The sequence below is a fragment of the Pyxidicoccus sp. M15 genome, from assembly GCF_056858435.1.
Genome location: NZ_CM166495.1, coordinates 11,288,073 through 11,311,239 on the forward strand (window position 1 = coordinate 11,288,073; position 23,167 = coordinate 11,311,239).

Below are 23,167 nucleotides of genomic sequence, written 5' to 3' on the forward strand. Positions count from 1 at the left end.
GTCCCCCGTGGATGAGAAGACCATCGCCCTGAGGCTGGCCCTGGCCGCGCTGCTCGGCGGTGTGCTGGGCCTGGAGCGTGAGGTGCGCGGTCAGGACGCCGGCCTGCGCACCCACATCCTCGTGTCCCTGGGTGCGTGCTGCTTCACCCTCGCCAGCGTCTTCGTCGAGGTGGTGCTCGGCGCGGAGGCCCCCGAGGGCACGCGGGGTGACATCGGCCGCATCGCCAGCCAGGTGGTGGTGGGCATCGGCTTTCTGGGCGCGGGCGTCATCCTGCGCCACGGCGGGCAGGTGAAGGGGCTGACGACGGCGGCCAACCTGTGGCTCACCGCCTCCGTGGGCCTGGCCGCGGGGCTGGGCTTCTTCATGGCGGCCGTCACCACCATGGCCATCGCCATGCTGTGCCTGGTGGGCCTGCGCCCCCTGGAGCGCGCCATCCACCGCTACCGCACCCGGCGCGGGCTGAAGGCGGACGAGGACGTCGCCGCCTCCCTCCACTCCGAGCCCCCGCCCCGCGACGGGAAATGAGCGGCCCGTGCTTCAGCGGCGCGTGCTCGGGTCCATGTCGGACGGCGCCTCGCGGCGAGGCGGCTCGTCCTCGTCCCGCGCCCGCCGCTCCATCCTCCCGGGCGGCTGCCGCACCGCCACCACCGCCGGGTCCACCTCGCGGACGGCGTCGCCCCCGCGGTGCGCCGGGGCGCCCGGCTCCACGTCCTCCGGCGCCAGCCCCAGGCCTCCGGTGAGGTCGTGCTCCAGCGCCCGCTCCGGGGCCTTCACGCCCCGCCGCCCGTCGGACAGGGCCGCCGGGTCGACCCCCGGCATGTCCGACACGGCCTCGCGCAGGTAGACGTCGTCCCCGTCCAGGTCCATCACGTCCGAGAAGGCCGCGCGAAAGTCCCGGGTGAAGTAGCGGCCCTTCCCGACGAAGAAGCCTCCGGCGTCCACGGAGATGACGGTGCCCACCACCTCGCCGTCCCGGTCCCTCGCCGTCATGCCCATGTGGATGTTCGCTGGATTGAACATGCTCGCCCCCCGGAGTCGTGTACGCGTCCTGGGGAAAACTGGGCATGGTGGGAAGCCTCCGGCATCCCCCTCCCCGCCCCGCGTCCGGGCGGGCGGGCCCTGCCTCCCCCCACGGCGGGGAGGGAGGCGGGCTGTCAGCCCGTGGTGCGGTCCGTGGGCTGGTGCTCGGCGGGCTCGGGCTCGCCGGGGTGGGAGGGCGGCTCCATGACTTCCGCGAAGCGGCGGTCCATCTCCGTGCGCACGTAGCGCTCGATTTCCTCCGCGGTGGTCAGCTCCATGGCGCCCTTCAGCAGCTCCACGGCATCCGCGCGGCTCACCCGGCGGATGAAGCGCTTCACCACCGGAATCTGTCCCGACGTCATCGACAGCTCGTCGAAGCCGAGCGCCAGCAGCACGAGCGTGTACAGCGGGTCTCCCGCCATCTCGCCGCACATGGACACCGGGATGTTCGCCGCCTTGCCCGCGTCGATGATGGTCCGCAGCATGCGCAGCACTGACAGGTGCAGCGGCCGGTAGAGGTAGGCCACCTCGCGATTCTGGCGGTCGATGGCCAGCGAGTACTGGATGAGGTCGTTCGTCCCGATGGAGAAGAAGTCCGCCTCCTGCGCCAGCCGGTCGGCAATCATCGCCGCGCTCGGCGTCTCCACCATGATGCCCACCGGGAAGCGCTTGCCCACGGGCACGCCCGCGCGGCCCAGCGCCGTGCGGCACGCCTCCAGCTCGCTGCGCGCCTCGCGCAGCTCGCTGACGCCGCAGATGAGCGGGAACATCAGCCGCAGGTTGCCGTGCACGCTGGCGCGCAGCAGGGCGCGCAGCTGCGTGCGGAACAGCTCCCGGTTGGACAGGCAGTAGCGGATGGCCCGCAGGCCCATGGCCGGGTTGGGCTCCTTCTCGTGCTTCGTCTTGCCCGGCACCTTGTCGCCGCCCAAATCCAACGTGCGGATGGTGACGGGGCGCCCGCCCATGGCCTCCAGCACCTGCCGGTAGGCGCGGTAGTGCTCCTCCTCCGTCGGCGCCGTCTTCCGGTCCAGGAACATGAACTCGGTGCGGTACAGGCCGATGCCCTCCGCGCCGTGCGCCAGCAGCGAGGGGATTTCCTCCAGGAACTCCATGTTGCCGTAGAGCCGGATGCGGTAGCTGTCCGTGCTCACCGCCGGCAGGTCCTTCGTCGTCAGCGCCAGCCGCTCGCCCTCCTGGTAGCGGCGCTGGTCCTCGCGGAAGACGGCGAGCTGCTCGTCGGACGGGTTGACGAGGATGACGCCCCGGATGCCGTCCATGGCCACCAGGTCGCCCGGCGAAATCTGCTCGCTGGCCCGGCCGGCGCCCACCACCGCCGGCGTCTCGCGCGCCCGCGCGACAATCGCCGTGTGGCTCGTCTGGCCGCCCAGGTCCGTGACGAAGCCCGCCACCCGCCCGCTGCGCGCCATCAGCGCCGCGTCCGCGGGGGACAAATCGTGGGCGACGACAATCGCCTCGGCGGGGACTTCCACCTCCTCGTCCACCACCTGGCCCATCAGGTTGCGGATGATGCGGTCCGCGACGTAGTCCACGTCGGAGCGGCGCTCGCGGAAGTACTCGTCGGGGATGTTGTCGAAGAGGTGCTTGATTTTGCGCGCCACCCGCCGGACGGCCCACTCGGCGTTGATGCGGTCGTCGATGATGAGCCGGTTGACCTCGTCCACGAGCATCGGGTCGTGGAGCATCAGCCGGTGGGCTTCCAGGATGAGGGCGTGGTCGCTGCCCTCGGTGCGCGTAATCTGGTCCTTGAGCTCGGCGAGCTGGCGGTCGGACAAATCAATCGCCGTCTTCATCCGCATCCGCTCGGGCTCGACCTCTGCCTCGGCCAGCCGGAGCTTGGGGGTGCGGATGCGCTTGCGGTCCAGGATGAAGGCGTGGCCCACCGCCACGCCAGGAGAGGCGCCGATGCCCAACAACCTCAGGGTGGGTGTGGCCTGGCTGCTCACGTTCCCATCTTCTCCCTTGGCTCTACCGCGTTCGCATTCTCACCCGTCACTGGGCCTCGCCGAAACGGTCCCCGATGAGTTTTGCCAACTCCTGGAGGCAGGCGTCGGCATCATCCCCCTTGCACGTCACCTTCACCTGGGTGCCCTGGGCCGCCGCGAGCATCAGCACCCCCATGATGGACTTGGCGTTGGCCCGCTGGCCCTGGGCCTCGAGGGTGACCTCGCTCTTGAAGCGGTTGGCCACCTTGACCATCTGCGCCGCGGCCCGGGCATGCAGCCCCAGCGCGTTGATGATCTCGTATGTCCCTTCGGCCACGGTTGCCATCGCGACTCCCACCTCTCTTCTTAAAGGAATGCTCCCGCCGCGCAGGCCAGCCCCGCGGCAAGGTAGAGCACCACGTAGTTCGGCACCCGACGGCTGACCAGCACGTAGGACGCCACCCCCAGGGCCAGACACCCGGCCGCCAGGAAGGGCGCACGGGCCCCTCCCGCGTTGGTCCCGAAGGACACCGACAGCCAGGCGGCCAGGCCGCCCGCGCTCGTCGCCGCCACCGCCCGCAGCTTCGCCCCCCGGGACGGGAGGTTGGCCCGGGCCACCGCCTCCACCAGCCGGTCTCCCAGGGACAGACCCAGCCAGTACAGCCGCACGCGCAACAGCACGTGCACCAGATTGTAGAGCACCAGGAAGAGGGGGACCGCCCACACGCCCAGCAGCGGCACCATGGCCGCGCTCACCGCCCCCACCGCCGGCTTGAGCGACAGCCAGAAGAAGCCGTCGCCCAGCGCCGCCAGCGGCCCCATCAGCGCGGCCTTGAAGGCCACGACCTTGTCCGGCGTCTCCTCCCCCCGGGCGATGCGCACCTCGTGGTTGACGACGCCGCCGACGATGGCCGCCGCCACGTAGGGGTGGGTGTTGAAGAAGACGAGGTGGCGGCGCACCGCCTCCTCGCGCGCGGAGCCGTCCGGGTACAGGTGCGCCAGGGCGGGGTAGACGGCGTAGGCCAGCCCCAGGTTCTGCATGCCCTTGGGGTTCCACGACGCCTGGAGGAAGAGCGAGCGCAGGAAGACGCGCAGCAGCACCCACGGCGGCAGGGGCAGGTCGGGCGCGCTCACCGGTGCTCCTGGAGCAGCAGGAGGACCACCGCCACCGTCACCGCCGCCGCGCCCAGCGCCGCGTAGAGGGGCGCGCGCCGCGCGTGGCTGCCCTGCGCCGCGAGCGAGGCCGCCACCGAGGCCATGGCCGGCCACGCCCACGCCAGCCCGCGAATCACCGCGGGGGGCAGCGCCTGCAGCAGCGGCTCCACGAAGAAGCCCGCCAGCGCGCACAGCGACGTGAGGGCGCCGTACAGCACGAAGTGCGGCCACATGCCCCACAGGTTCTGCCGGACGGCGCGCGTGAGGTTGCCGGCCTCGGCGGAGGCCAGCGCCACCCGGGCCAGCCGCGCCGTGTAGCCCTCCAGGAGCCTGTCTCCGCGGCGCCCCACCCGCCCCAGGCCGATGAACAGCAGCACGGCGAGCGACCAGATGGCCGGCGTGGACCCCGCGCCGGTGGCGGCGGTGAGGGTGGCGGCGGCGGCGCTGGTGCCGGTGGCCGCCAGCGTGTCGTTCTCCGGCAGCGCGGCGCCCAGGTTGGCGGTGCCCAGGAAGAACAGCTCCAGGAGCAGCCCCACGGACAGGCCGGAGGGCACGTCCCCCAGCAGCAGCCCCATGATGGTGGCGGCCACGAGGGGGCGCGACAGCATGGCCTGCAGGAACGCCTTGCGCTCCAAGGCCACCAGTCCGCCCCACAGCCCCGCGAGCGCCACCTGGGTCCAGACGACGCTCACACGCTCACCCGGCCTTCGCCCACCGGTCGGAGAGGTCCAGCAGCTCCACGGGCTTCTCCGAGGGCACCGCCCGGGCCTCCACGCGCACGCCCTGCTCGGACATCTGCTGGAGCGTCTTCAGCTCCGCCTCCGCCAGGAAGACGGACGGGGACACCTGCCGGCGCCCGGTGCCGAAGTGCACGTTGCCCAGGTTCAGCTCGTCCATGGACAGCCCGTGCGCGAAGGCGAAGGGCACGGCCGCCACGTCCCGCAGGAGCACCAGGGTGCGCACCCCGTCCTTGGAGAGGGCGGCGAAGTCCACCTGGGCCAGCGGGAGGATCTGCACCTCGATGGCGCTCTGGACGGCCAGGGCCATGGCCGCCCGGATGAGGGGGCTGGAGGCCGCCTCGTCATCCGCGACGACGACGCGGGAGACCTTGAGGAAGGGCAGCCAGGCCTCGACGACCTGACCATGGATGAGGCGGTTGTCGACGCGGACCAGGGTGATCACGGCAGTCTCGAATCGCCGACCCGCGCGGGTCCGTCAAGTTCGCGGCTGCTGCTGGGCCTCGCGAAGCAGGGCGGATGCGCAGGTGATGTTGCGCTGGCCATGGGAAGCCAGCTGGTTGGCCATCTCCGGAAGGGACAGCTGCTCGTTGCGGAGCGAGTTCGCCTTGAGAAGCATGGGCAGGTTGACGCCGGCGAGGACCTCCAGGTTCATCCGCTGACACATCATCAGCGACTCCTTGCAGGGAGTGCCGCCGAAGAGGTCGGCGAGGATGATGACACCTTCCCCCTCATCCACGCGGGCAATCGCCTGCTTCATCTTCGCGCGGAGCTCCTCGACGGGAGTCCCCGGCTCGATGTTGCAGGTTGCCACCGCGGGAAGCTTTCCCACGATCTGCTCCGCAGTGGAGACCAGCTCCTCCGCTAGACGCCCGTGCGATGCGACGACGAGGCCGACCATGTCCGCTCCTGACCAACCCCCCGAAGTTTGCGGTCTACGCCTGAACGCCGCGTTGCGCAACTCCGGCGAAAGTTTCCGCCCTGAACCCCAGACCCACGCTCCCACTTCCTGTGTCGAAAGGTAAGACGACAGTGGCTCCCATGCCCGAAATTTCGGGTCCGGCCGCGTGCAGGGCTGTCGCCTGCCGGACGGGGGAGCGACTTCGCTCCCCCCACACCTTATCGGATGCTGCTGATACCTGCGCGATGCGCGCCGTCGCCTTCACTCCACCCACCCCGACCCACCGCCCGTACAGCAGGGAAGCAAGCGCCCTATTAAACGAGTGGCGGCCGGAACGATAGAGGGGACTCATATGACTTCCGCTGAAGCCGTGCGCCCGGGGCCTCGCACCTGGGTCCCCCCTGACGCCCTGGGGGCGTGAATGGATTGACTTGTGAGTCACTCGTCAGCATCCAGCGCATCGCACGCGCCGGTGTGACGTCCCGGGGCGGATGGAGGCGTCATGGCGCGGTCGAAGTTGCTGAAGGAAGGAGATGTTGTCCCCGATGTCACCCTGAAGGGGGCGGGAGACCGCCCGGTGCGGCTGCGCGACCTGTTGGGGCAGAAGGTGCTCGTCGTCTACTTCTACCCGAAGGATGACTCGCCGGGCTGCACCGCGCAGGCGTGCAGCCTGAGGGACCAGTACGAGGACTTCGTGGCCGCGGGCGCGGAGGTGGTGGGCATCAGCGGAGACTCGGTGACGTCGCACGAGGGCTTCGCCGCGAAGCACCGGCTGCCCTTCGTGCTGCTGAGCGACTCGGACGGCGCGGCGCGCGACGCGTTCGGCGTGCCCCCTTCCCTGCTGGGGCTCATCCCCGGACGCGTCACCTTCGTGGTGGACCACAAGGGCGTCATCCGTCACGCGTTCGAGTCGCAGCTGCGCGTGGGCGAGCACGTGCGGCGCGCGCTGGAGCTGGTGCGCACGCTCGCTCGCGAGGGGGATGCGGCGACGGGGGCTTCCGCCGCGAAGTAGGCGCTGGCGGCACCGGGCGGGCGCGTCCGCCACGAGACAGGCGCCCGCGCCCCGGGCCGGGAATGAGTCCGGAGCGCGCGGCTCCGGATTGAGCCCGGAGCGTGCGGCCCGGAGCGCGCGGCTCCGGAATGAGCCCGGAGCGCGCGGCCCGGCGCGAGCGACTCCGGAATGAGCCCGGAGCGCGCGGCCCGGAATGAGCCCGGAGCGCGCGGCCCGGAGCGTGCGGGCCGCCACGAGACGCACGGGCTACCGAAGCGAGGTGGGAATCTCCGCGAGCGGCGGGAAGCCCCAGCGTGCGCGCTCCTCGTCGGTGACGCTCGGGTCCACCGTGTAGAGCTTCATCTGCTTCGTCTGCATGTCACCCCGGTACTGCGTGCCGAAGCGCTGCGGCCGCTCCGCGTGCATCAGCCAGCGGTCCCACGCGGCGGCGGCCAGCCACAGGCCCCCGGGATGGCCGCGGCGCGCGGCCTCCGCGCCCATTTCCCGCGCCATGGCGTAGTCCTCCAGCGTGTTGCCGTGCTGGAAGATGAACCCGGCGGCGAGGAAGTCCGCGCCCTCCTTCAGCTCACCAGCGGCCACCAGCTCCTTCACCCGCGCGCGGCGCTGCTCGTCGCGCGCCGTGACGGCCTTCCACGCCTCCGGAGAGGCCGGTGGCGGCGAGCGGTCCGCCTGGTCCTCGGTGAACATCCGCTTCAGCTCGGCATGGGCCGCAGGGTCCTTCTCCGGGAGCGTGGGGATTCGCGCCGCCAGCGCGGTGAAGGCCGGCTCCGTGCGCAGCGAGGCCAGGTCCTCGTCCTGCTGCATCCACCTCACGTCGCGAAAGCCCCACTCCGCCGCGCGCGACAGCTGGTCGAGCGCCTCCTGCTTCTTCCCCAGCAGCGCGAGCGCGCACGCGGCGGAGTACGCGGTGTTGCGGTTCGTGTTCCCCGCGTCCATCGCACGCGTGTACTCCGCCAGCGCCTCGGCGTACCTGCTCTCGCTCATCAACGCGTCCCCGCGCTTCACGAGCTGCCAGCCGGGCATCGGCGCCGCGGGCGGCTCCATGAACGGCAGCTCCGCGACAGGCGCCTTCGCGGGCGTCTGCGCCGCGGCGGCGGAGGTTTCCGTGGAGGCCGGCGCATGCGCGCACGCGCCGGCGAGGACGAGCAACAAGGCGGAAGTGGGAATTCGCATGGCGGCAGTCTAGGGGTCCGAAGCGACCTTGACGCCACTTCAAGAACCGCAATGCCGGAGCCGCACGCCCACGTCCCACGCGCGAACACGCGCCGCTGACACATTGTCCCGCACGCGTGTTGAAGCCTCGCCCGAAGGGTGGTGCCCCGGGCGCAACCCCGCGAAGTGCTTCACTTCATGCGCGCCACGCCGCATGCGTCACGCGCTGGCCCGGGCCTTGCTCAAGCGAGGAGTGCCACGCGACACACGCGAGGCAGGGAGAGCACGGTCATGAAGACCCCGGATGAGAGCTTCTTCGACGTCGTCGTCCTCGCCGTCAGCCCGCTGATGGCGGTGCAGCTGTTCGGACTGGTGATGATGGTCGTCACCTATGCGCACTCGTAGCCACCTGCGGCGGCAGCGCTCGTAACATCACGTAACATGTGGACCCTGGACGGGACTGGTTTCAGCTCGATATAAACGGAATAGCGCGACAGGCCGGCATTCGCCGCCGCCGCGCCGCCGCTGAGTTCCCCCCGAGCCGAAAGGAAGTCCCCGACATGAGCCTGAACCCCCGCGGTCGCCTCAATTGGTGGATTGGTGCAGTTGCCAGCGTGTCCCTGCTGGGTGCTTGCGGAGCGCCGGAGGAGCGTGCCGGAGACGCGCTCGAGTCGAACGAGACCGTGCAGGACGCGGTCGCGGGCGATGTGGCGGTGAAGCTGTCGGTGGAGAAGTCCTCCCTGGCCGCGCGTGACAACGTGCTGGTGTCGGTGACGATGACGAACGTCTCGTCGCGCACCGTGCGCCTGCTCAAGTGGCACACGGCGGTGGACGGGCTGAAGGAGGACCTGTTCAAGGTCACCGCCGACGGCGTCTCGGTGGAGTACAACGGCCGCCACTACAAGTGGGCCGCGCCGCAGGCGACGGACTACCTGAACCTGGCGCCGGGCCAGAGCGTGTCGAGCCAGGTGGACCTGGCGTCCGCCTACGACCTGTCGAAGACGGCCACCTACAGCATCCGCTTCGACTCCTCGGGGCACCACGACGCCACGCATGACGGCGTGTCGCAGCTGGCCTCCGACAGCCTGACCGTGTTCATCGAGGGTCGTCCCTCCGCCAACCCCGAGGCCGAGGCCACCCCGGGCACCGTCACCGCCCAGGCGCTGTCCACCGCGAACTGCTCCAGCACCCGCGTGACGTCCGTCACCACGGCGTTCAACTCCGCGAAGACCTACGCGAACAACTCGGTGAGCTACCTGACCAACACCACGCCGGGCAACACCTCGCGCTACAAGACGTGGTTCGGCAACTACACCAGCACCGGCTGGAACACCGCGAAGGCCCACTTCACGTCCATCAAGAGCGCCCTCGACACCCGGTCCGTCGTCGTCGACTGCGGCTGCTCGGACAGCGCCTACGCGTACGTGTACAAGAACTCGCCGTACCGCATCTACGTGTGCAACGCGTTCTGGAGCGCGCCCAACACGGGCACGGACTCCCGCGCGGGCACGCTCATCCACGAGCTGAGCCACTTCACGGTGGTCGCGGACACGGACGACTGGGCCTACGGCCAGAGCGCCGCCAAGAGCCTGGCCACCTCCAACCCCACCCGCGCGCTGGACAACGCGGACAGCCACGAGTACTTCGCGGAGAACACGCCGTCGCTGCCGTAATTCCGGCGCGGTGACATGATGAGAAGTCGGGACGGGGGCGGCGACGCCCCCGTTTCTTTTTTCGCGGAACCGGGAGCCTCGATTTCATGACACGTGGAAAGCTGGGTCGCGTCACGCTGCTGTGCCTGGGAGTCATGGGTGGCGCGTGCGCGTCACGTTCTTCCGAGGGAACACCGCCGCCGACCGCGGCGCGACAGGAGGAGTCCGCCATGGCGACGACGCTGGAGTGCGCGCTGAGTGCCCCCAAGACGGTGAAGGCGGGCGAGCCGGTGGAGGTGGTGTTCCGGCTGAGCAACCCCACGTCGAAGCCGCAGTACGTGCTCGACTGGCACACGCCGCTGGAGGGGCTGCTCAACGACATCTTCCAGATTACGCGCGACGGCACGGAGCTGTCCTACGCGGGGCCCATGCTGAAGCGCGGCAACCCGGGCGCGGACGACTACGTCGCCGTGGCGCCGGGCGCCTCCGTGGAGGGCCGGGTGAATGTCGCGCTCGCCTATGACTTCACGCAGCCGGGCCGCTACCTCATCACCTTCCGGGGCCGGCTGATGGACGTGACGACGCAGCAGGCGGAAGTGCCGCACACGCTGGACGGGTTCCGCGAGCTGCCGGTGAAGTGCCCCCAGGTGGAGACGTCCGTCCTCGCCCCCTGAGCGGTGGCCGGGCAGGCCGCGCGCGTCAGCCCACCACCAGGCGCGCGCGCTGCTGCGCCGGACGGATGCGCGCGGTGGCGCCGGCGCCGAACTTGAGGAAGTCCTCCTCCACGCCGTCGCTGAAGATGACGCCCCCCGACGCCATCCGCGACTCCAGCACCAGCTCGCGCTCCGCCGTCACGAAGCCGCCCACCACGTCCGCGGCGGAGTGGCGGCTGATGAAGGGCTCGCGCACCACGAAGGCCAGCTTCGGGTCCTCCCACGCCAGCTTCCACGGCTGCCCCGGCACCCCGCCCGTCTGCTGCGTCAGGCTCCGCGCCAGCGTGAAGACCGACGACAGCCACCCGCTGGAGCCCGCCCCCGTGGACACCAGCACCCCGCTGGACGACTGCGACTCCTCCTGCTCCCCGTAGCGCAGCCGGTAGCGCGCCGACACGTGCGACTTCGCGCCGATGAACAAGTCGTTGAAGGCCAGCAGCCGCTGCCCGTCCTCCAGCCGCGCCTCCGCCAGCGTCACCTGCCGGAAGTCCGCCTTCCCCTCCAGCACCTTGCGCACCGCGCCCCGCGCCCCCGCCACCCGGTAGGGCAGCAGCACGCCGTCGAAGCGCTCCGGGTCCGGATTCACGCCCACCAGCGGCTGCGCCCCCACGTACTTCGCCACGTTCGCCACCAGCCCGTCCTGCCCGGCCACCACCACCACCTCCTTCCCCGTGAAGAGGAAGGTGGGCACCAGGCTCCGGTCCACCTGCTGCACCGGCAGCCCCAGGCCCAGCGTGTCGCGCAGCGCGTCCACGGCACGGCGGTACGACTCGTCCTCGCGGGAGAACTCCTCGAAGTCCTGCCCCGCGTGCTCCACGTAGAACTTCGCCTGCTTCTTCGTGTTGAAGCGCTCCACCAGCCCCGCCAGCCGCGTGCGGCGGGTGACGAGGACTATCTTCTCGTACATGGCCGCCCCCTCTCCGCGTCAGCGCTCGCGCGGCTCGTTCGGCTTGTGGCCCTGCCCGGGCCGCGCGGGCTTCGCACCGCCACCGCCCGACGCGCTCATCAGCGAGTGCAGCAGGTCCGGCGACACGTTCAGCTCGCCGATGCGCTGCGCGTTCTCCGCCATCTCCCGGAAGGCGAGCGCGATGTTCAGCGCCGGGTCCCCGCCCCCCGCCGACGTGGCCATCAGCGTCTTCCAGTCCACGCCGCGCACCGGCGCCAGCGTCTTCTCCAGCGCGTAGGCTCGCGCGTCCGCCGCCTGGCGCTCGTTCTGGCTCCAGCGCTCCATCAGCGCGGAGCGCTGCTCCTCCACGGCGATGTCCGCGGACATCTTCGCCTCGCGAATCTGGCGCTGCCGCGCCTCCACCGCCAGCTCGGTGGCCAGCTCGCTCTCCTTGATGCGGCGCTCCTGCTCCACGGCGGCGTTGCGGCGCGCGTAGATGGCCTCGTCCGCCGAGCGCTGCAGGCCCTCGCGCGCCTCCGCCTCCAGCGCCCGCGCCATCTCCGGCGTCGGCTGCACCGACAGGAGCGAGAAGGCCATCACCTCCACGCCCAGCCCCCGCACCGGCTCCGCCACCGCCAGCGCCGCGAGCACCTGTGCCTCAATCGTGTCCGTGTGGACCAGCACCTCGCGCAGCGGCATGCCCTGCACCACCGTGCGCGCGCGCACCTGCGCCACCTGCACCAGTCGCTCCGCCAGCTTCTCCGGGTCGTCCGAGCGGTAGCGCCCGGACGCCCCCACCGAGTAGTCCAGCAGCGACGCCAGCCGCTTCGGGTCCGCCACCCGGTACGTGAGCTGCCCCTGCAGCGTCACCGCCTGGAAGTCCCGCGTCACCTCGTTGAAGGCGAAGGGCACGTCCGCGCTCGACAGCGGCACCGACACCAGCGTCGCGGCCGGCTTCCAGTAGAAGAACGAGAGCCCCGCCCCCTCGCGGACCACCCTTCCCCCCTCGAACTGCATGACGTACGTCGTCGGTGCCGCCTTCATGTACCCGATGAACATTGGGCCCGCCCTCCCGCTTCGTGTACCGTAGACACATTCTTAGTGTCTTCGGGACACTTTCGCAAGTCGAAGTGCGAGAGGGCGGGTGTCGGTGCTCAGCCCACGTCGTGGGCGGCGGCCCCGGTGGCGGGGGCGAAGAGGGCCGGGTAGAGGGCTCGCGTCGTGGTGGCGGAGAGGAGGATGGCCTCCTGCTCGACCGCGTCCCGCAGGGTGCCCAGCACACCGGCCAGTTCCTCCACGTGGTCTCCGTCCGCGCCCGCGTGGCCCCGCAGGAAGGTGACGGCGCGGCGGATGTCGGGGATGGCACCGCGCGAGACCAGGCGCTCCGCCGCCAGCCCCGCGCGCACCACGGACAGGTGCTCCAGCACGTACGCCGTCCCGAGGAAGGCGGTGGGCACGCCCGCCTCCGCGGTGAAGCGGTTCCAGCTCACGTACGCGCGCACGGCCGCGCAGGCGGGCGTCGCCTCCACCTGCTCCTTCGTCCAGCCCAGCGCACGCAGGTCGGAGAGCAGCCAGCGCTCGTGGCCCGACTCCTCCTTCGCCTTCTGCACGAGCAGCCCTGCCAGCGCGGGGTGGCGTCCCAGCCGCTGCATGCGCCGCCCCGCGAGGCCCAGCAGCGGCGCCGTCCACCGCACGTAGTGGTACGACTGCACGAGATACCCGGCGTACTGGCCGGCGTCCGCCGTGCCCTCGAAGAGATTGCGCGCGTCCGGGTGGGCGTCCAGCTCGCGCACCAGACGATTCGCCTCCTGCTCCAGCTTCACGATGAGGTCCGTCAACATGTGCTTCTCCCGTCCGGGCGCACCCGTGGCGCGCCCGCTGTTGAAATGGAGTGGTGGTGGGGTGGGGACTTCAGGCGGCGCGCGAGGCGCTCACCGATAACGCATCGAACCAGGCCAGCGTGCTGGCGGGAATCGCGTCCAGGGCGGCGACCAGCGGCGTGGCGTACCGGCGGAAGCGCGCGTCGTAGAGGGGCTCACCGATGAAGCGTGCGCCCAGCTTCTTCGCGAAGAGGGACAGCGTGCGCGGCAGGCGCAGGCCGTCGAAGCGGCCCAGGCACGCGCGCAGGCGCTCCTCGGGCGTGTACAGCGGGGCCTCGGGCACCTCGGGTGCCTGGACGGGCTCGTGCGGCGTCACCTTCCAGTGGGGGCTCACGCACCGCATCCGGGCGGCCACCTGGAAGGCGATGAGCGCGTCCTGCGCGCAGTCCGTCTCCGTGTTCGCGGACGCAATCCAGTGCGTCACCCCGCGCCTGCGGCTCTCCCGGTACATCTCCGCCTGCAGGCGCAGCAGCACCTCCGAGCCGCGGTAGCCGCGCAGCACGCAGTAGCGCGTCGTCTCCGCCAGCCGCATGCCCGGCGCGTCCACCTGGCGCAGGTCCAGCTTCTGCTCCAGCTCGATTCCGAGCCGCTGTCCCGAAGCGCGCGCCACCTCCGCGTTCGGCAGCAGCAACCGCGACGTCGCCACCGCCGTGTCCCCGGCGTAGACGACGAAGTGGAGCGTCGTCTCCAGCGTGTCGAAGCAGCTCACGTCCCGTGGCGCCGGAGGAGGCTTCCCCAGCAGTCCCAGCTCCGCGCCGAACACCGCCCAGCGCACCCGGAGCGCGTCGTCCAACTGACGCTGCTCCGAGGCAATCACACACCGTACCGTCGTCATCTTCACCTTCCCCCTTGCATGGCGGAGGGCACCCGACAGGCATGGCGACACGGGCCCCCCAAGGACCCGAGGCCGCCACCGCCCCCGCTCTCCTCGTTCATCGCGCGGGGGATTTTCGGTGGGACTTTTTTCTTCACGGTGCTTCCGGGCCCGGGTCAGCGCTTGTCGAAGCCGACGCGCTCCACCGCCACGCCCCGGGGCGCCACCGCGTCCAGCCGCTGGCCTTCCTTCAGCGCGGCCACGGCCCAGTCCAGGGCGAAGGGCTCGCGCGAGTGCAGCGCGTACACCTCTTCGTGCCCGCGGACCGCGTCCAGCTCAATCGCGGCCGGCAGCAGCGGACGTGTCGCCTGGTAGCGCGCCGCCTCCGTGCCGCCGAACGGGTGATACACGGTGACGGTGCCCTGCCCGTCCCGGCTCAGCACCGCCACGTAGCCGTCCTCCGCCGCCTTCACCTCGAACTGGAGGACGTCTCCCGGGGCCAGCGTCGCGCCCGGCTCCACCCGCGCGCTGCCGTCGCCCGCCTTGCGGTGCAGCACCAGCGACACCGTGCCCTTCACGGTGTACGGGCCCTCGCGAGGCCACACCACCACCAGCACCGTGGCCACGAGCGCCGGCACCAGCAGCACCCACCAGGGCCGCCGCCGCGCGGGCCCGGCGGCCTCGTGGCGGGCCACCAGCGGCCCGGGCGGATGCTGGACGAGGAACGCCGCCGAGTCCGCCCGCAGCGCCTCCAGTCGCTCCCGGTCCGGTGCCGACTCCGCCAGCACCGCTTCCATCTGGCGACGAGCCTCCGGCGTCAGCGCGTCCGCGAGGTAGCGCTCCAGCAACGCATCCTTGATGCGGCGCGCTCCCTCGCTCATGGCGCGGCTCCCGCCATCCTGGCCTCCACCTCGCGGCGCGCGTGCGGCGCCGGCGCATCCACCTGGTGGCGCTCCATTGCCTTCACGGCGTCCCCCCGGGCGTGAGCCGGAGGCTGCGCTTGCGCGCGCGCTCCGCGAACCGCGCCAGCATCCGGGACACCGTCTTGCGCGACATGTCCAGCACCTGCGCCACCTCTTCCGTGGTGTGGCCCTCCACGAAGTAGAGCACCGCCACCGTCAGCACCTCCTCGTCCTCGCCCTGGGTGAGGAGCGCGAGGTCCTGCAGGGCCTCCACCCGCTCCAGTCCTCCCGAGTGCGAGGTCATCGCCTCCTGGCGCCGGTCCTCCGCGTCCTCGTCCTCCACCGACAGCGGGCCCAGGCGGCCGGACCAGCGCGCGCGACGGCGCACGCGGTCCACCGCGCGATACGTGGCGATTTGATACAGCACCGTGAAGGGCGAGGCCTCGTCGCGCGGCGTGTCCCGCACCTTCATGTACGCCAGGAAGGTGTCCTGCGTGACGTCGAGCGCCTCCTCGGCGTCACGCGTGAGCGACAGCGCCCTGCGGTGGACGGCGGGGCCGAAGCGCCGGTAGAGCGCCGTCAGGTCATCCGACGCCGAAGACACCGCCCGCGCGGAGGGACCTTCCCGGGGAGCGGTGGACGCCGGACTCAACCGCGACACCTCCCAACAGCCACGTCACTCCAGCAGCGCCTGACGACTCGCGAGCCGGCTGGAGCACGCGTCCTTCATCTTCACATAAAAGTCCTTGGAGGTCAGGGAGATGGCTCGCGAGTAGTGCTCCAGCGCCTTCTCGTATTCGCCGCTGGCGTCCAGCAGCACGGCCAGGTTGTACCAGCCACCCGCGTTGTCCGGATGTTGCTCGACGTAGGCCGTCAGCTGGGAGATGGCCTGCCCGACGTCGCCCTTCTCCGCCACCTTGACGATGTCCTTCTGCGCCGCGTCCTCGTCATCCATGCGCAGGTAGTGGGAGACCTGGCGCGGGGTGATGTCCCGGAGCACGCGGTCCACCAGCTGCTCGGCCACCATGCGCAGCAGGGTGTCCACGCGCTCCGACTCGAGCTGGCCCGAGTACTCCTCCTCCGCGAGCAGCACCCTGCCCGAGGAGTTGAAGGCCGTCACCCCCAGGACGAGCTTCGCGACGAAGACCTGCTTCCGGGTCTTCTTCATCTTGCCCTTCTCGTCCCGGGTCTCCAGCTGGCGCTTCTCCAGGTCCGCGTCCCAGCCGAGCACGTCGATGCGCAGGCCGACCTCGCCCGGCTCCAGGGCGGTGGCCTTGTCCCCCTGCAGCTGCACCTCGCTCCCCGTGCGCGTCACGGTGCCGCCCGCGTGGGTGCGGTCCGTGAACGAGAAGTAGCCGTCCTGCCGGCTCTGCCGATACAGCTCCTGGAGGACGACGTCCTGCACGGTGGACTGGCCCTCGGCCTGCACCACCACGAGCTTCGTGGAGGAGCCCACATTCACTCGCGCGGGCTCGAGGACGTTGACGCGGAGGCCGGATGAGCAGCCGACGAGCAGTGAGGCCAGCAACAACAGCGGACGCAGTGAGCGGAGCGGCATGGAGTTCTCCCCTGGAACCAGGCGCGGAGCGCACGCCGAACGGTAGAGCACGTCGCTTCACCGGGGATAGGCCCCACCGTTTCCTCACGGCCGCGGCACGGGACCGGGATGTCCCCGCGCGGGGGGCACGTCAGTTCACCGGCAGCCACCAGGCCAGCTTCACCGCGAAGGTGTGGCTGCCCGGGGCGGAGAAGCTGTTGCCCAGCGCGTCCGGCTCCAGCACGCGCCCCAGGGCCTGCTCGTTGGAGCGGTCCTGCTGCCACACGAAGAAGAGCGTGCTGCCCGGCCGGAACTCCCAGCGCACCACCAGGTTGCTGCGCAGCGAGCGGAGGTTGAAGTCCGGGTCATCCACCTCGAAGGCCGTCCCAGAGGCGTCCACCACCCGCAGCTGTCCCTCCTCGCGCGTGACATTCTCATCGCCATAGCGGAGCAGCGCGCGGCCCCGCGCCTGGAGCAGCTCCCCGAAGCGGCTGTAGCTGCCGCTGGACGCGAAGGGCTCCGCGTACAGCTCCACGCTCAGCTCCGGGGTGACGAAGAAGTCCGCGCGCAGCCGGGCGTACAGCTCGCGCCGCGCCACCGCGCCGAAGACGTAGCGCGAGCCGTACGTCTCCGGCCGGCCGCCGGCCACCGTGGCCACGTACTGCGGCTCCTCCGTGTAGCGCGACAGCCCCGGCTCCACCGACAGGCGCAGCCTCCGCGTGGGCTGCACGCCCAGGCTGCCGCCCACCGTGTAGCCGTGGCTGCCCGTCTCGTAGCGCCACGCCTTCCCCTCCAGACTCCAGCGCGTCGTCGCGCTGAAGGCGTTGGACAGCTCGGCGATGACGTCCACGCCCTGCCCCGTCTGCATCAGCGGCCCGCCGCGCGTCAGCACGTCCGACAGCGCGCGCGGCAGGTACGTGGCCGTCACCTCCGCCGTCCAGAAGTTGGGCAGCGTGGCATTCACCGTCGACGACAGGCTGGTGGCCTGGCGCACCCCGCCGTAGTTCCAGTCGTTGTACAGCGACAGCGTCGCCTCCAGGCCGCGCAGCCACCGGCCCGGGTCCGTGTCCCGGTACGTGAGGCCCAGCTCCACGTCCAGGTCATCCGCCGACTGGAGCCGGCCCACGTCGTTGATTTCGAAGCCCGGCGACTCCGCGTAGCCGCGCACAAGCCACAGCCAGTTGCGGCCGCTCACCCGCTCCAGCGCCGCGCCCGCGGTGTAGCCCGACAGCGACGTGGCCTCCGGGTCCAGCTGCGCGTAGGACTGGTCCGGCCGCTGGAAGTAGCGCGCGCTGGAGCGCTGCAGCCGCACCATGGCCTCGCGCGTGCCGCTCACGTGGCTGCCGCCCGCGTACGCGGTGAGCGCGTACTCGCCGCCAGGGCCCAGCCGGAACGACGCGTCCGCGCCCGCCGTGTAGGCCTGCCGGGGCAGGTTGAAGGCGAGGCTCTGCCCCCGGCCCGTGGTCGTCAGCGAGCGATTCACACCCGTCAGCATCGCGCCCACCACCGAGCCCTCGCCCAGCTCCTGCTGCACGCGCACCACGCCGTAGCCGGTGAAGGGCTCCAGCTTCACCCGGCCCTCCTCCGCCGTGTCGAAGTCGTAGACATCCGCGAAGCTGTGGCCGGTGACGGCCGCCAGCGCCCCCACGGACAGGCCCGACGCCAGCCGCCCGGTGAGCTTCCCCGCGCCCCACAGCGTGCTCGCCCGGGGCGCCTCCACGAAGTCGCTCTGCGACTGCAAATCCCCGAGCAGGCGCGGCGAGGCGCCGATGCGGCGCGAGTAGAAGTACGCGGGGCCGTTGCCGGTGAAGAGCTGGGCCCCTTCCGTGAAGAAGGGCCGGCGCTCCTCGAAGAAGGTCTCGAAGGCGCTCAGGTTCACCACCGCCGGGTCCGCCTCCAGCTGGCCGAAGTCCGGGTTCACCGTGGCGTCCAGCGTGAGGTTGGGGCCCAGGCCCACCTTCGCGTCGCCGCCCACCCTGCCCGCATAGTCGCGACGCGCGTCGAAGGGGGTGCCCGCGCGCGGGTTGCGCCCGGAGCTCACCTGCCAGTCCCCCGCCACGTACGGCAGCAGCTCCAGCCGGCGCGAGGGCCGCACGCCGCGCACGCCCGTCAGCTCTCCGAACCACGAGGACCAGCCGGTGACGTGGCGCGGCACCGCCACCCAGAAGTCGTCCTCGTTGCGGCGCGGCACGTAGCGGTTGAGGTTGAGCCCCCACACCTGCTCGTCCCCGTCGTTGAAGCGCAGCTGGGAGAAGGGAATCCGCAGCTCCGCGACCCAGCCCTCGCCCGTCAGCCGGGTGCGTGCCTGCCACACAGGGTTGAAGGAGAAGTCGCGCTCGTACTCGCTGTCCACCGGGTGGAACCAGTCCACGCGCTGGCCCGCGGCCGTCACCGCGAAGCTGTAGGCCGTGCGCCGGTCATGCCAGGTGTCGAGCGAGACGATGAGCCGCTCGGCCACGCCGCTCTCGTCCCGCCGCGTCATCACCGTCTCGATGTCCGTGGAGGAGTCGCTGAACATCCGAGCGCCGACATAGAGCGCGTCTTCGTCGTAGACGAATGCGACCTCCGTGCGCAGCGTGGCGGGGAGACCCTGGTCCGGCTCCTTCTGGATGAGGTCGGAGGTGAAGGTGGCCTGCTTCCAGGCCTCGTCGTCGAGCATGCCGTCCAACGCGGGCGGCTGCTCCACGCGCACCGCCGTCATCCTCCGGCGAGGCCCCGGCACCTGGGCGCGGGCCAGCGAGCCACCCAGGAGCAGCATGCAGAGCGTGAACGGGACGACGCGAGGATTCATGGAAGTGGCGCACGGTACACACCGGCCCGCACGAGTCACGTGGTTCGAAATTCCCGAGCGCGTTATCCACGAAAGGAGCAAGGAGGACCCATGCGCATCGCGGTGATTTCGGACCTGCACCTCGGGCGGCGCGATGCCGCGGACCACTTCGGGCACGACGACTCCGGCTTCCTGCGCTTCCTGCGCTTCCTGGAGAGCAACTTCGAGCGCATCGTCCTGCTGGGTGACATCTTCGAGACACTCACCTCGCGGACGCCGGGGAGGCAGGCGGCGGAGCTCGCCGCCGCCCGCGCGGCCCACCCCGACATCGTCGGGCGCTTCGCGCGGCCCCAGTACCACTACATCCACGGCAACCATGACCTCGTGGCCGGCACGCTGCTGGGCGCGCCCGAGCAGCTCGTCCTGGAGGCCGACGGGGTGAGGATGCTGTTCACCCACGGTCATCACCACGACTGGGTCATCCGCAAGGCGCGCTTCCTGTCCGAGGCGGCGGTGTGGGCGGGGGCCTGGCTGCGGCGGATGCGGCTGCGCGCCATGTTCCGCATGTTCCAGGCGCTGGACGCGCGGCTGACCAACGCGCTGCCGGACCCGGCGCGCTGCACCTTCCAGCAGTGGGCCCTGGCGCGCGCCAACGACAGCGGCGCGGACATCGTCGTCACCGGGCACACCCACCTGGGCATGCGCGTGGAGCACGGCAGCCGCCTGTTCCTCAACAGTGGCACGTGCTCGGAGGGCCAGTTCTCCTTCCTCAGCCTGGACACCCGCACCGCGGGCTACTCCCTGCATACCTCCTGGTAGCCCGGGGAGGAGGCAGGGGAGCCGGGGCGTCGTGTGCACCGTGCTCCCTCCCTGTCGGGGACGGGGTAAAATCGGCGGATGTTCAGGCGGCTCACCGAGGCGCTTCGCCTTCTGGCGCGACGCTCCCCGAGACAGGCTGACGGCCCCCGTGCCGACAGCCTGTGGGAGACTCCGGCCGAGGTGTCTTTCGAAGCGCCCTCCCGCCGGAAGTCGGCCGCTCGTCGGGCGCCCTCCCGGCCGGCCCGGCCCGTGCGCTACTACGACTTGCACGACGACTTCCGCGCCCCCGGCCGGCGCGAGCTGGGGGACCCCTTCTCCCTGGAGCGCAAGAAGAAGGTGGACTCCGTCTGGCTGTTCACCTCCGGCGCGCCGGTGCGGGGCCTGGGAAAGCTGCGCGCCACCGTCCAGCCGCAGGGTCGCCCGCTCGACTTCTCCCTGGCTGGCGCCGGCCTCACGCCGGTGGTGCACGCGCGGGTGGCGTCCATCTTCCGCGAGCTGGCGCCCGACGACGTGCAGCTCCTACCCGTGGAGGTGGAGGACTGCGACGAGCCGTACTTCATCCTCGTCGCCACCCGCCTGGTGCGCTGCATCGACGACCGCAGGTGCGCGGAGGTCCACCGCTACACCCCCGAGGATGGACGGCCGGAGCGCGTGGGTCACTACCGCAGCGTGCGCGGCCTGCGCATCGACCCCGAGAAGACGGACGGCGCCCGCGTCTTCCGCTCCTGGGGCTGGCCCGTCAGCCTCATCGTCTCCGAGGGCATCAAGCAAGCCCTCGAGCACGCGGGCATCACCGGCGCGCGCTTCGCGGAGGTGACGGAGCCCCCACCCAAGAAGCAGCACCGCAAGGCCCGCCGCAAGACGCCCAAGCCCGTCTGAGGGAGGGCCCCCCTCCCCGGTGTTCAAATCTGGTTGACACCCGGTTGCAAACTTGTGGGGTAGGCCGCTTCTCCAGTACGTTCCTCTTTTTCCAGCTATACCTGAGGCGCGCGTTGGACACAGGAGAGGCGTATTTCGGAAAATACCGGATTCTCCAGCAACTCGCGTCTGGAGGCATGGCACACCTGCTGCTGGCCTCCATCGACGGGCCGGACGGCTTCTCCAAGCCCTGCGTCATCAAGCGCATCCTTCCGGAGTACGCGAACCTGGAGGCCTTCAGCCGGATGTTCGCCGACGAGGCGAAGGTCGCCGCGCTGCTGACGCATCCGAACATCGTCCAGGTCTTCGACTTCGGGAAAATCGACGGGCAGTACTACCTGGCCATGGAGTGGATTCAGGGCCAGTCCCTGGACCGGGTGCTGCGCCAGGCGTGGAAGGGCGCCTTCCCGCTGGGGCCGCGGGTGGCGGTGGACGTGGGGCTGGCCATCTCCGACGCGCTCTCGTACGCGCATGCGAAGACGCTGCCGGACGGCACGCCGCTCAAGCTGGTGCACCGGGACATCACGCCCGGCAACGTGCTGGTGTCGCGCGACGGCATCGTCAAGCTGGCCGACTTCGGCATCGTGAAGAGCTCCGTCAACATGGAGCGCACCGTCACCGGCGTGGTGAAGGGGAAGTACCCGTACATGTCGCCGGAGCAGATTACGAACCGGGAGCTGGACCACCGCTCCGATTTGTACTCGCTCGGCATCGTCCTCTACGAGGCCTCCACCGGGAAGCGCCTGTTCAAGCGGGAGACGGTGGAGGCGACCATCGTCGCCGCGTCGCAGGCGCACGTGCCCGCGCCGTCTGAGGCCATCCCGGACTTCCCGCCCGGCCTGGAGGCCATCCTCCTCAAGCTGCTGCAGAAGGAGCCGGACGCCCGGTACCAGAGCGCGCGCGAGCTGCACGTGGACCTGGAAAGGTTCCGCTCCTCGCAGCACTGGACGTCGGGCGGGCGCGAGCTGGCCATGCTGGTGACGAAGCTGTGTCCGCCGGACCCGTCGGGGCAGCTGCCCACGGCGCTGCCCGCGTTCGGCTCCGGCACCGCCCGCACGCCGAGCGGCTCCCCGAGCGCGAAGCCTCCGCCTCCCGCGGGAGAGAGCACCGGGCTGCTCGCGCTGACTCCGAGTGGCACGGCTCCGGCGCGTGCGGGCGCGGCGGGATTTCCCTGGGGCATCGCGGTGGCGGCGGGGGTCTCCGCGATTGGCACCGCGCTGTTCTGGTACTTCGCCGCCTGAAGCGGCCGTGGCCTGACGGGGCAGTCCCTCCGCTCCCTCGGGCCGCAGTGAGACACCGATGAAACAGTCGACCTGGATTGCCGTCATCCTGCTGGGCACCGTCACCGCCAATGGCGTGGTCTACGGTGTGCTGCGAAGCCGCCGCGCCGCGAGCCCCGTGGCCCCCGCCGTCGCCGAGGCGCCCAGGCCCCCGTCTCCAGTGACGGTGGCCTCCGTCGCGCCTGCGCCCGCGGAGGACCCGAGCTCCGGACTCGCCCGGGCCCGGCGCGCCTCGGGGCTGGCCGCGCTGGAGGACCGCGACTACGAGACGGCCGTGGCCGAGTTCACCGAGGCCCTGCGGCTGCGCAAGGACGACAAGGGCGACCTGGTGGAGCTGCTGCGCATCGCCGCGGACCTGCGGACCCGCGAGCAGAGCCGCACGCGCGGCGAGCGGACCCGGGCCGTGCGCGAGCCCTCCGCGCCGACGCGCAGGGAGCCGAAGGCCCGGCCCGTCCGGGTGGCGTCGCGCTCGCAGCCTCGCGAGGAGCCTGACGCGGCGGCCGAGGAGCCCCGGAACGGGCTGCTGCTGGTGACGTCCACGCCGCCGGGGTTGATGGTGCTGGTGGATGGGAAGACGGTGGACCTCACGCCCGCGCGCGTGCCGCTGCGCGCGGGGACGTACCGCGTGGCGCTCGCGCAGGGAGAGCGCCGGCTGTCCGAGCAGACGGTGGAGCTGGGCGAGGAGGAGGTCCACTCCATCAACAAGGACCTCACCGCCGAGCTGACGCCTCCGCCGTCCCGCCCCGCGCCGCAGCCGGTGGCGGCGGCTCCGGCGCCCACGAGTCCCGCGGCGGCGGCCATGCAGCCGGTGGCCACTCCGGCGCCCGCCGCACCGCCTCCCGTGGCCCGCGCCGCCACGGGGAAGGGGGACCTCGACGTCACGTCGCCCGCGCTCTACGGCGAGGTGTGGATCAACAACCGCCCCTATGGCTTCCCGCCCCTCAAGGCCCAGGGCCTTCCGGCCGGGCCCGCCCGCGTGGAGGTCCGCGTCAACGGCGTGGTGAAGCGCAAGCTGACCGTCGAAGTCGAGCCCGACCGCCTCACCGCCGTCCGCGTTCGCTGAGCCACCGCGCCG

General features: G+C 71.3%; 24 protein-coding genes. 8 read left to right on the forward strand and 16 right to left on the reverse strand.

Annotation, left to right across the window (positions count from 1 at the left end; all coding sequences use genetic code 11):
- Positions 1–7 precede the first annotated feature (7 nt).
- Positions 8–526 (forward strand): MgtC/SapB family protein, encoded by a 519-nt coding sequence (locus tag ACX9TP_RS41690; protein ID WP_482976252.1) that lies wholly within the window; start codon positions 8–10, stop codon positions 524–526.
- 12 nt (positions 527–538) lie between these two features.
- On the opposite strand, the gene ACX9TP_RS41695 is transcribed toward ACX9TP_RS41690, so the two are convergent.
- From ACX9TP_RS41695 to ACX9TP_RS41725, 7 genes are all read right to left on the reverse strand, one after another.
- Complete coding sequence (locus tag ACX9TP_RS41695) at positions 539–1,021, reverse strand: hypothetical protein (protein ID WP_482976253.1); 483 nt, start codon at positions 1,019–1,021, stop codon at positions 539–541.
- A 134-nt stretch (positions 1,022–1,155) separates the two neighbouring features.
- Positions 1,156–2,985: a phosphoenolpyruvate--protein phosphotransferase gene (gene ptsP, locus ACX9TP_RS41700; RefSeq protein WP_482976254.1), complete on the reverse strand. Its 1,830-nt coding sequence runs from the start codon at positions 2,983–2,985 to the stop codon at positions 1,156–1,158.
- 46 nt (positions 2,986–3,031) lie between these two features.
- Positions 3,032–3,310: an HPr family phosphocarrier protein gene (locus ACX9TP_RS41705; protein WP_482976255.1), complete on the reverse strand. Its 279-nt coding sequence runs from the start codon at positions 3,308–3,310 to the stop codon at positions 3,032–3,034.
- Positions 3,311–3,330: 20 nt separating this feature from the next.
- Positions 3,331–4,098 carry a PTS system mannose/fructose/sorbose family transporter subunit IID gene (locus tag ACX9TP_RS41710; RefSeq protein ID WP_482976256.1) on the reverse strand — a complete coding sequence of 256 codons (768 nt, stop codon included), beginning with the start codon at positions 4,096–4,098 and terminating at the stop codon, positions 3,331–3,333.
- Positions 4,095–4,811: a PTS sugar transporter subunit IIC gene (locus ACX9TP_RS41715; protein WP_482976257.1), complete on the reverse strand. Its 717-nt coding sequence runs from the start codon at positions 4,809–4,811 to the stop codon at positions 4,095–4,097. Before ACX9TP_RS41715 ends, ACX9TP_RS41710 begins: the two co-directional genes overlap by 4 nt.
- Before the next feature lie 4 nt (positions 4,812–4,815).
- Positions 4,816–5,301 carry a PTS sugar transporter subunit IIB gene (locus tag ACX9TP_RS41720; protein WP_482976258.1) on the reverse strand — a complete coding sequence of 162 codons (486 nt, stop codon included), beginning with the start codon at positions 5,299–5,301 and terminating at the stop codon, positions 4,816–4,818.
- Between the two features lie 33 nt (positions 5,302–5,334).
- Positions 5,335–5,757 (reverse strand): PTS sugar transporter subunit IIA, encoded by a 423-nt coding sequence (locus ACX9TP_RS41725; protein WP_482976259.1) that lies wholly within the window; start codon positions 5,755–5,757, stop codon positions 5,335–5,337.
- 502 nt (positions 5,758–6,259) lie between these two features.
- Here ACX9TP_RS41725 and ACX9TP_RS41730 point away from each other — a divergent pair.
- Positions 6,260–6,769, forward strand: a complete 510-nt coding sequence (locus ACX9TP_RS41730) for a peroxiredoxin (protein ID WP_482976260.1) — start codon at positions 6,260–6,262, stop codon at positions 6,767–6,769.
- A gap of 246 nt (positions 6,770–7,015) precedes the next feature.
- Here ACX9TP_RS41730 and ACX9TP_RS41735 read toward each other — a convergent pair whose 3' ends face one another.
- Entirely contained in the window at positions 7,016–7,942 is a 927-nt protein-coding gene (locus ACX9TP_RS41735; RefSeq protein WP_482976261.1) for a TPR end-of-group domain-containing protein, read from the reverse strand.
- Between the two features lie 539 nt (positions 7,943–8,481).
- Here ACX9TP_RS41735 and ACX9TP_RS41740 point away from each other — a divergent pair.
- Both ACX9TP_RS41740 and ACX9TP_RS41745 read left to right on the forward strand, forming a co-directional pair.
- Positions 8,482–9,594 carry a M35 family metalloendopeptidase gene (locus ACX9TP_RS41740; protein ID WP_482976262.1) on the forward strand — a complete coding sequence of 371 codons (1,113 nt, stop codon included), beginning with the start codon at positions 8,482–8,484 and terminating at the stop codon, positions 9,592–9,594.
- 209 nt (positions 9,595–9,803) lie between these two features.
- The gene (locus ACX9TP_RS41745; protein ID WP_482976263.1) at positions 9,804–10,247 is read left to right on the forward strand and encodes a protease; all 444 of its coding nucleotides are present in this window, start codon (positions 9,804–9,806) and stop codon (positions 10,245–10,247) included.
- Between the two features lie 25 nt (positions 10,248–10,272).
- Here ACX9TP_RS41745 and ACX9TP_RS41750 read toward each other — a convergent pair whose 3' ends face one another.
- From ACX9TP_RS41750 to ACX9TP_RS41785, 8 genes are all read right to left on the reverse strand, one after another.
- Positions 10,273–11,193 carry a diacylglycerol kinase catalytic domain-containing protein gene (locus ACX9TP_RS41750; protein WP_482976264.1) on the reverse strand — a complete coding sequence of 307 codons (921 nt, stop codon included), beginning with the start codon at positions 11,191–11,193 and terminating at the stop codon, positions 10,273–10,275.
- A gap of 18 nt (positions 11,194–11,211) precedes the next feature.
- On the reverse strand, positions 11,212–12,231 hold the full coding sequence (locus ACX9TP_RS41755; protein ID WP_482976265.1) for an SPFH domain-containing protein: 1,020 nt from the start codon (positions 12,229–12,231) through the stop codon (positions 11,212–11,214).
- Between the two features lie 95 nt (positions 12,232–12,326).
- Complete coding sequence (locus tag ACX9TP_RS41760) at positions 12,327–13,013, reverse strand: iron-containing redox enzyme family protein (protein ID WP_482976266.1); 687 nt, start codon at positions 13,011–13,013, stop codon at positions 12,327–12,329.
- 70 nt (positions 13,014–13,083) lie between these two features.
- Entirely contained in the window at positions 13,084–13,887 is an 804-nt protein-coding gene (locus ACX9TP_RS41765) for a GNAT family N-acetyltransferase (protein ID WP_482982305.1), read from the reverse strand.
- A gap of 155 nt (positions 13,888–14,042) precedes the next feature.
- A complete protein-coding gene (locus ACX9TP_RS41770) occupies positions 14,043–14,747 on the reverse strand; it encodes a DUF4384 domain-containing protein (RefSeq protein WP_482976267.1) in 705 nt (234 codons plus the stop codon).
- Between the two features lie 82 nt (positions 14,748–14,829).
- A complete protein-coding gene (locus ACX9TP_RS41775; protein ID WP_482976268.1) occupies positions 14,830–15,420 on the reverse strand; it encodes an RNA polymerase sigma factor in 591 nt (196 codons plus the stop codon).
- Between the two features lie 24 nt (positions 15,421–15,444).
- Positions 15,445–16,326, reverse strand: coding sequence for a tetratricopeptide repeat protein (locus tag ACX9TP_RS41780; protein ID WP_482976269.1), 882 nt, complete (start codon positions 16,324–16,326; stop codon positions 15,445–15,447).
- Positions 16,327–16,456: 130 nt separating this feature from the next.
- Positions 16,457–19,096 (reverse strand): DUF5916 domain-containing protein, encoded by a 2,640-nt coding sequence (locus ACX9TP_RS41785; protein WP_482976270.1) that lies wholly within the window; start codon positions 19,094–19,096, stop codon positions 16,457–16,459.
- Positions 19,097–19,186: 90 nt separating this feature from the next.
- Between ACX9TP_RS41785 and ACX9TP_RS41790 the strand changes: the two genes are divergently transcribed.
- From ACX9TP_RS41790 to ACX9TP_RS41805, 4 genes are all read left to right on the forward strand, one after another.
- Positions 19,187–19,894, forward strand: coding sequence for a metallophosphoesterase family protein (locus ACX9TP_RS41790; protein ID WP_482976271.1), 708 nt, complete (start codon positions 19,187–19,189; stop codon positions 19,892–19,894).
- 180 nt (positions 19,895–20,074) lie between these two features.
- The gene (locus tag ACX9TP_RS41795) at positions 20,075–20,773 is read left to right on the forward strand and encodes an imm11 family protein (RefSeq protein ID WP_482976272.1); all 699 of its coding nucleotides are present in this window, start codon (positions 20,075–20,077) and stop codon (positions 20,771–20,773) included.
- A 176-nt stretch (positions 20,774–20,949) separates the two neighbouring features.
- Positions 20,950–22,053, forward strand: a complete 1,104-nt coding sequence (locus tag ACX9TP_RS41800) for a serine/threonine-protein kinase (RefSeq protein WP_482976273.1) — start codon at positions 20,950–20,952, stop codon at positions 22,051–22,053.
- A 58-nt stretch (positions 22,054–22,111) separates the two neighbouring features.
- Complete coding sequence (locus ACX9TP_RS41805) at positions 22,112–23,155, forward strand: PEGA domain-containing protein (protein WP_482976274.1); 1,044 nt, start codon at positions 22,112–22,114, stop codon at positions 23,153–23,155.
- The last annotated feature ends 12 nt before the right edge of the window (positions 23,156–23,167 follow it).

What these genes read in the sequence shown, in the direction of transcription:
- ACX9TP_RS41695 (WP_482976253.1), bottom strand. Translation starts at nt 1,021, where the DNA reads ATGTTCAATCCAGCGAACATCCACATGGGCATGACGGCGAGGGACCGG.
- ACX9TP_RS41705 (WP_482976255.1), bottom strand. Translation starts at nt 3,310, where the DNA reads ATGGCAACCGTGGCCGAAGGGACATACGAGATCATCAACGCGCTGGGG.
- ACX9TP_RS41725 (WP_482976259.1), bottom strand. Translation starts at nt 5,757, where the DNA reads ATGGTCGGCCTCGTCGTCGCATCGCACGGGCGTCTAGCGGAGGAGCTG.
- ACX9TP_RS41730 (WP_482976260.1), top strand. Translation starts at nt 6,260, where the DNA reads ATGGCGCGGTCGAAGTTGCTGAAGGAAGGAGATGTTGTCCCCGATGTC.
- ACX9TP_RS41735 (WP_482976261.1), bottom strand. Translation starts at nt 7,942, where the DNA reads ATGCGAATTCCCACTTCCGCCTTGTTGCTCGTCCTCGCCGGCGCGTGC.
- ACX9TP_RS41740 (WP_482976262.1), top strand. Translation starts at nt 8,482, where the DNA reads ATGAGCCTGAACCCCCGCGGTCGCCTCAATTGGTGGATTGGTGCAGTT.
- ACX9TP_RS41745 (WP_482976263.1), top strand. Translation starts at nt 9,804, where the DNA reads ATGGCGACGACGCTGGAGTGCGCGCTGAGTGCCCCCAAGACGGTGAAG.
- ACX9TP_RS41750 (WP_482976264.1), bottom strand. Translation starts at nt 11,193, where the DNA reads ATGTACGAGAAGATAGTCCTCGTCACCCGCCGCACGCGGCTGGCGGGG.
- ACX9TP_RS41755 (WP_482976265.1), bottom strand. Translation starts at nt 12,231, where the DNA reads ATGTTCATCGGGTACATGAAGGCGGCACCGACGACGTACGTCATGCAG.
- ACX9TP_RS41760 (WP_482976266.1), bottom strand. Translation starts at nt 13,013, where the DNA reads ATGTTGACGGACCTCATCGTGAAGCTGGAGCAGGAGGCGAATCGTCTG.
- ACX9TP_RS41765 (WP_482982305.1), bottom strand. Translation starts at nt 13,887, where the DNA reads ATGACGACGGTACGGTGTGTGATTGCCTCGGAGCAGCGTCAGTTGGAC.
- ACX9TP_RS41770 (WP_482976267.1), bottom strand. Translation starts at nt 14,747, where the DNA reads ATGAGCGAGGGAGCGCGCCGCATCAAGGATGCGTTGCTGGAGCGCTAC.
- ACX9TP_RS41780 (WP_482976269.1), bottom strand. Translation starts at nt 16,326, where the DNA reads ATGCCGCTCCGCTCACTGCGTCCGCTGTTGTTGCTGGCCTCACTGCTC.
- ACX9TP_RS41785 (WP_482976270.1), bottom strand. Translation starts at nt 19,096, where the DNA reads ATGAATCCTCGCGTCGTCCCGTTCACGCTCTGCATGCTGCTCCTGGGT.
- ACX9TP_RS41790 (WP_482976271.1), top strand. Translation starts at nt 19,187, where the DNA reads ATGCGCATCGCGGTGATTTCGGACCTGCACCTCGGGCGGCGCGATGCC.
- ACX9TP_RS41800 (WP_482976273.1), top strand. Translation starts at nt 20,950, where the DNA reads ATGGCACACCTGCTGCTGGCCTCCATCGACGGGCCGGACGGCTTCTCC.
- ACX9TP_RS41805 (WP_482976274.1), top strand. Translation starts at nt 22,112, where the DNA reads ATGAAACAGTCGACCTGGATTGCCGTCATCCTGCTGGGCACCGTCACC.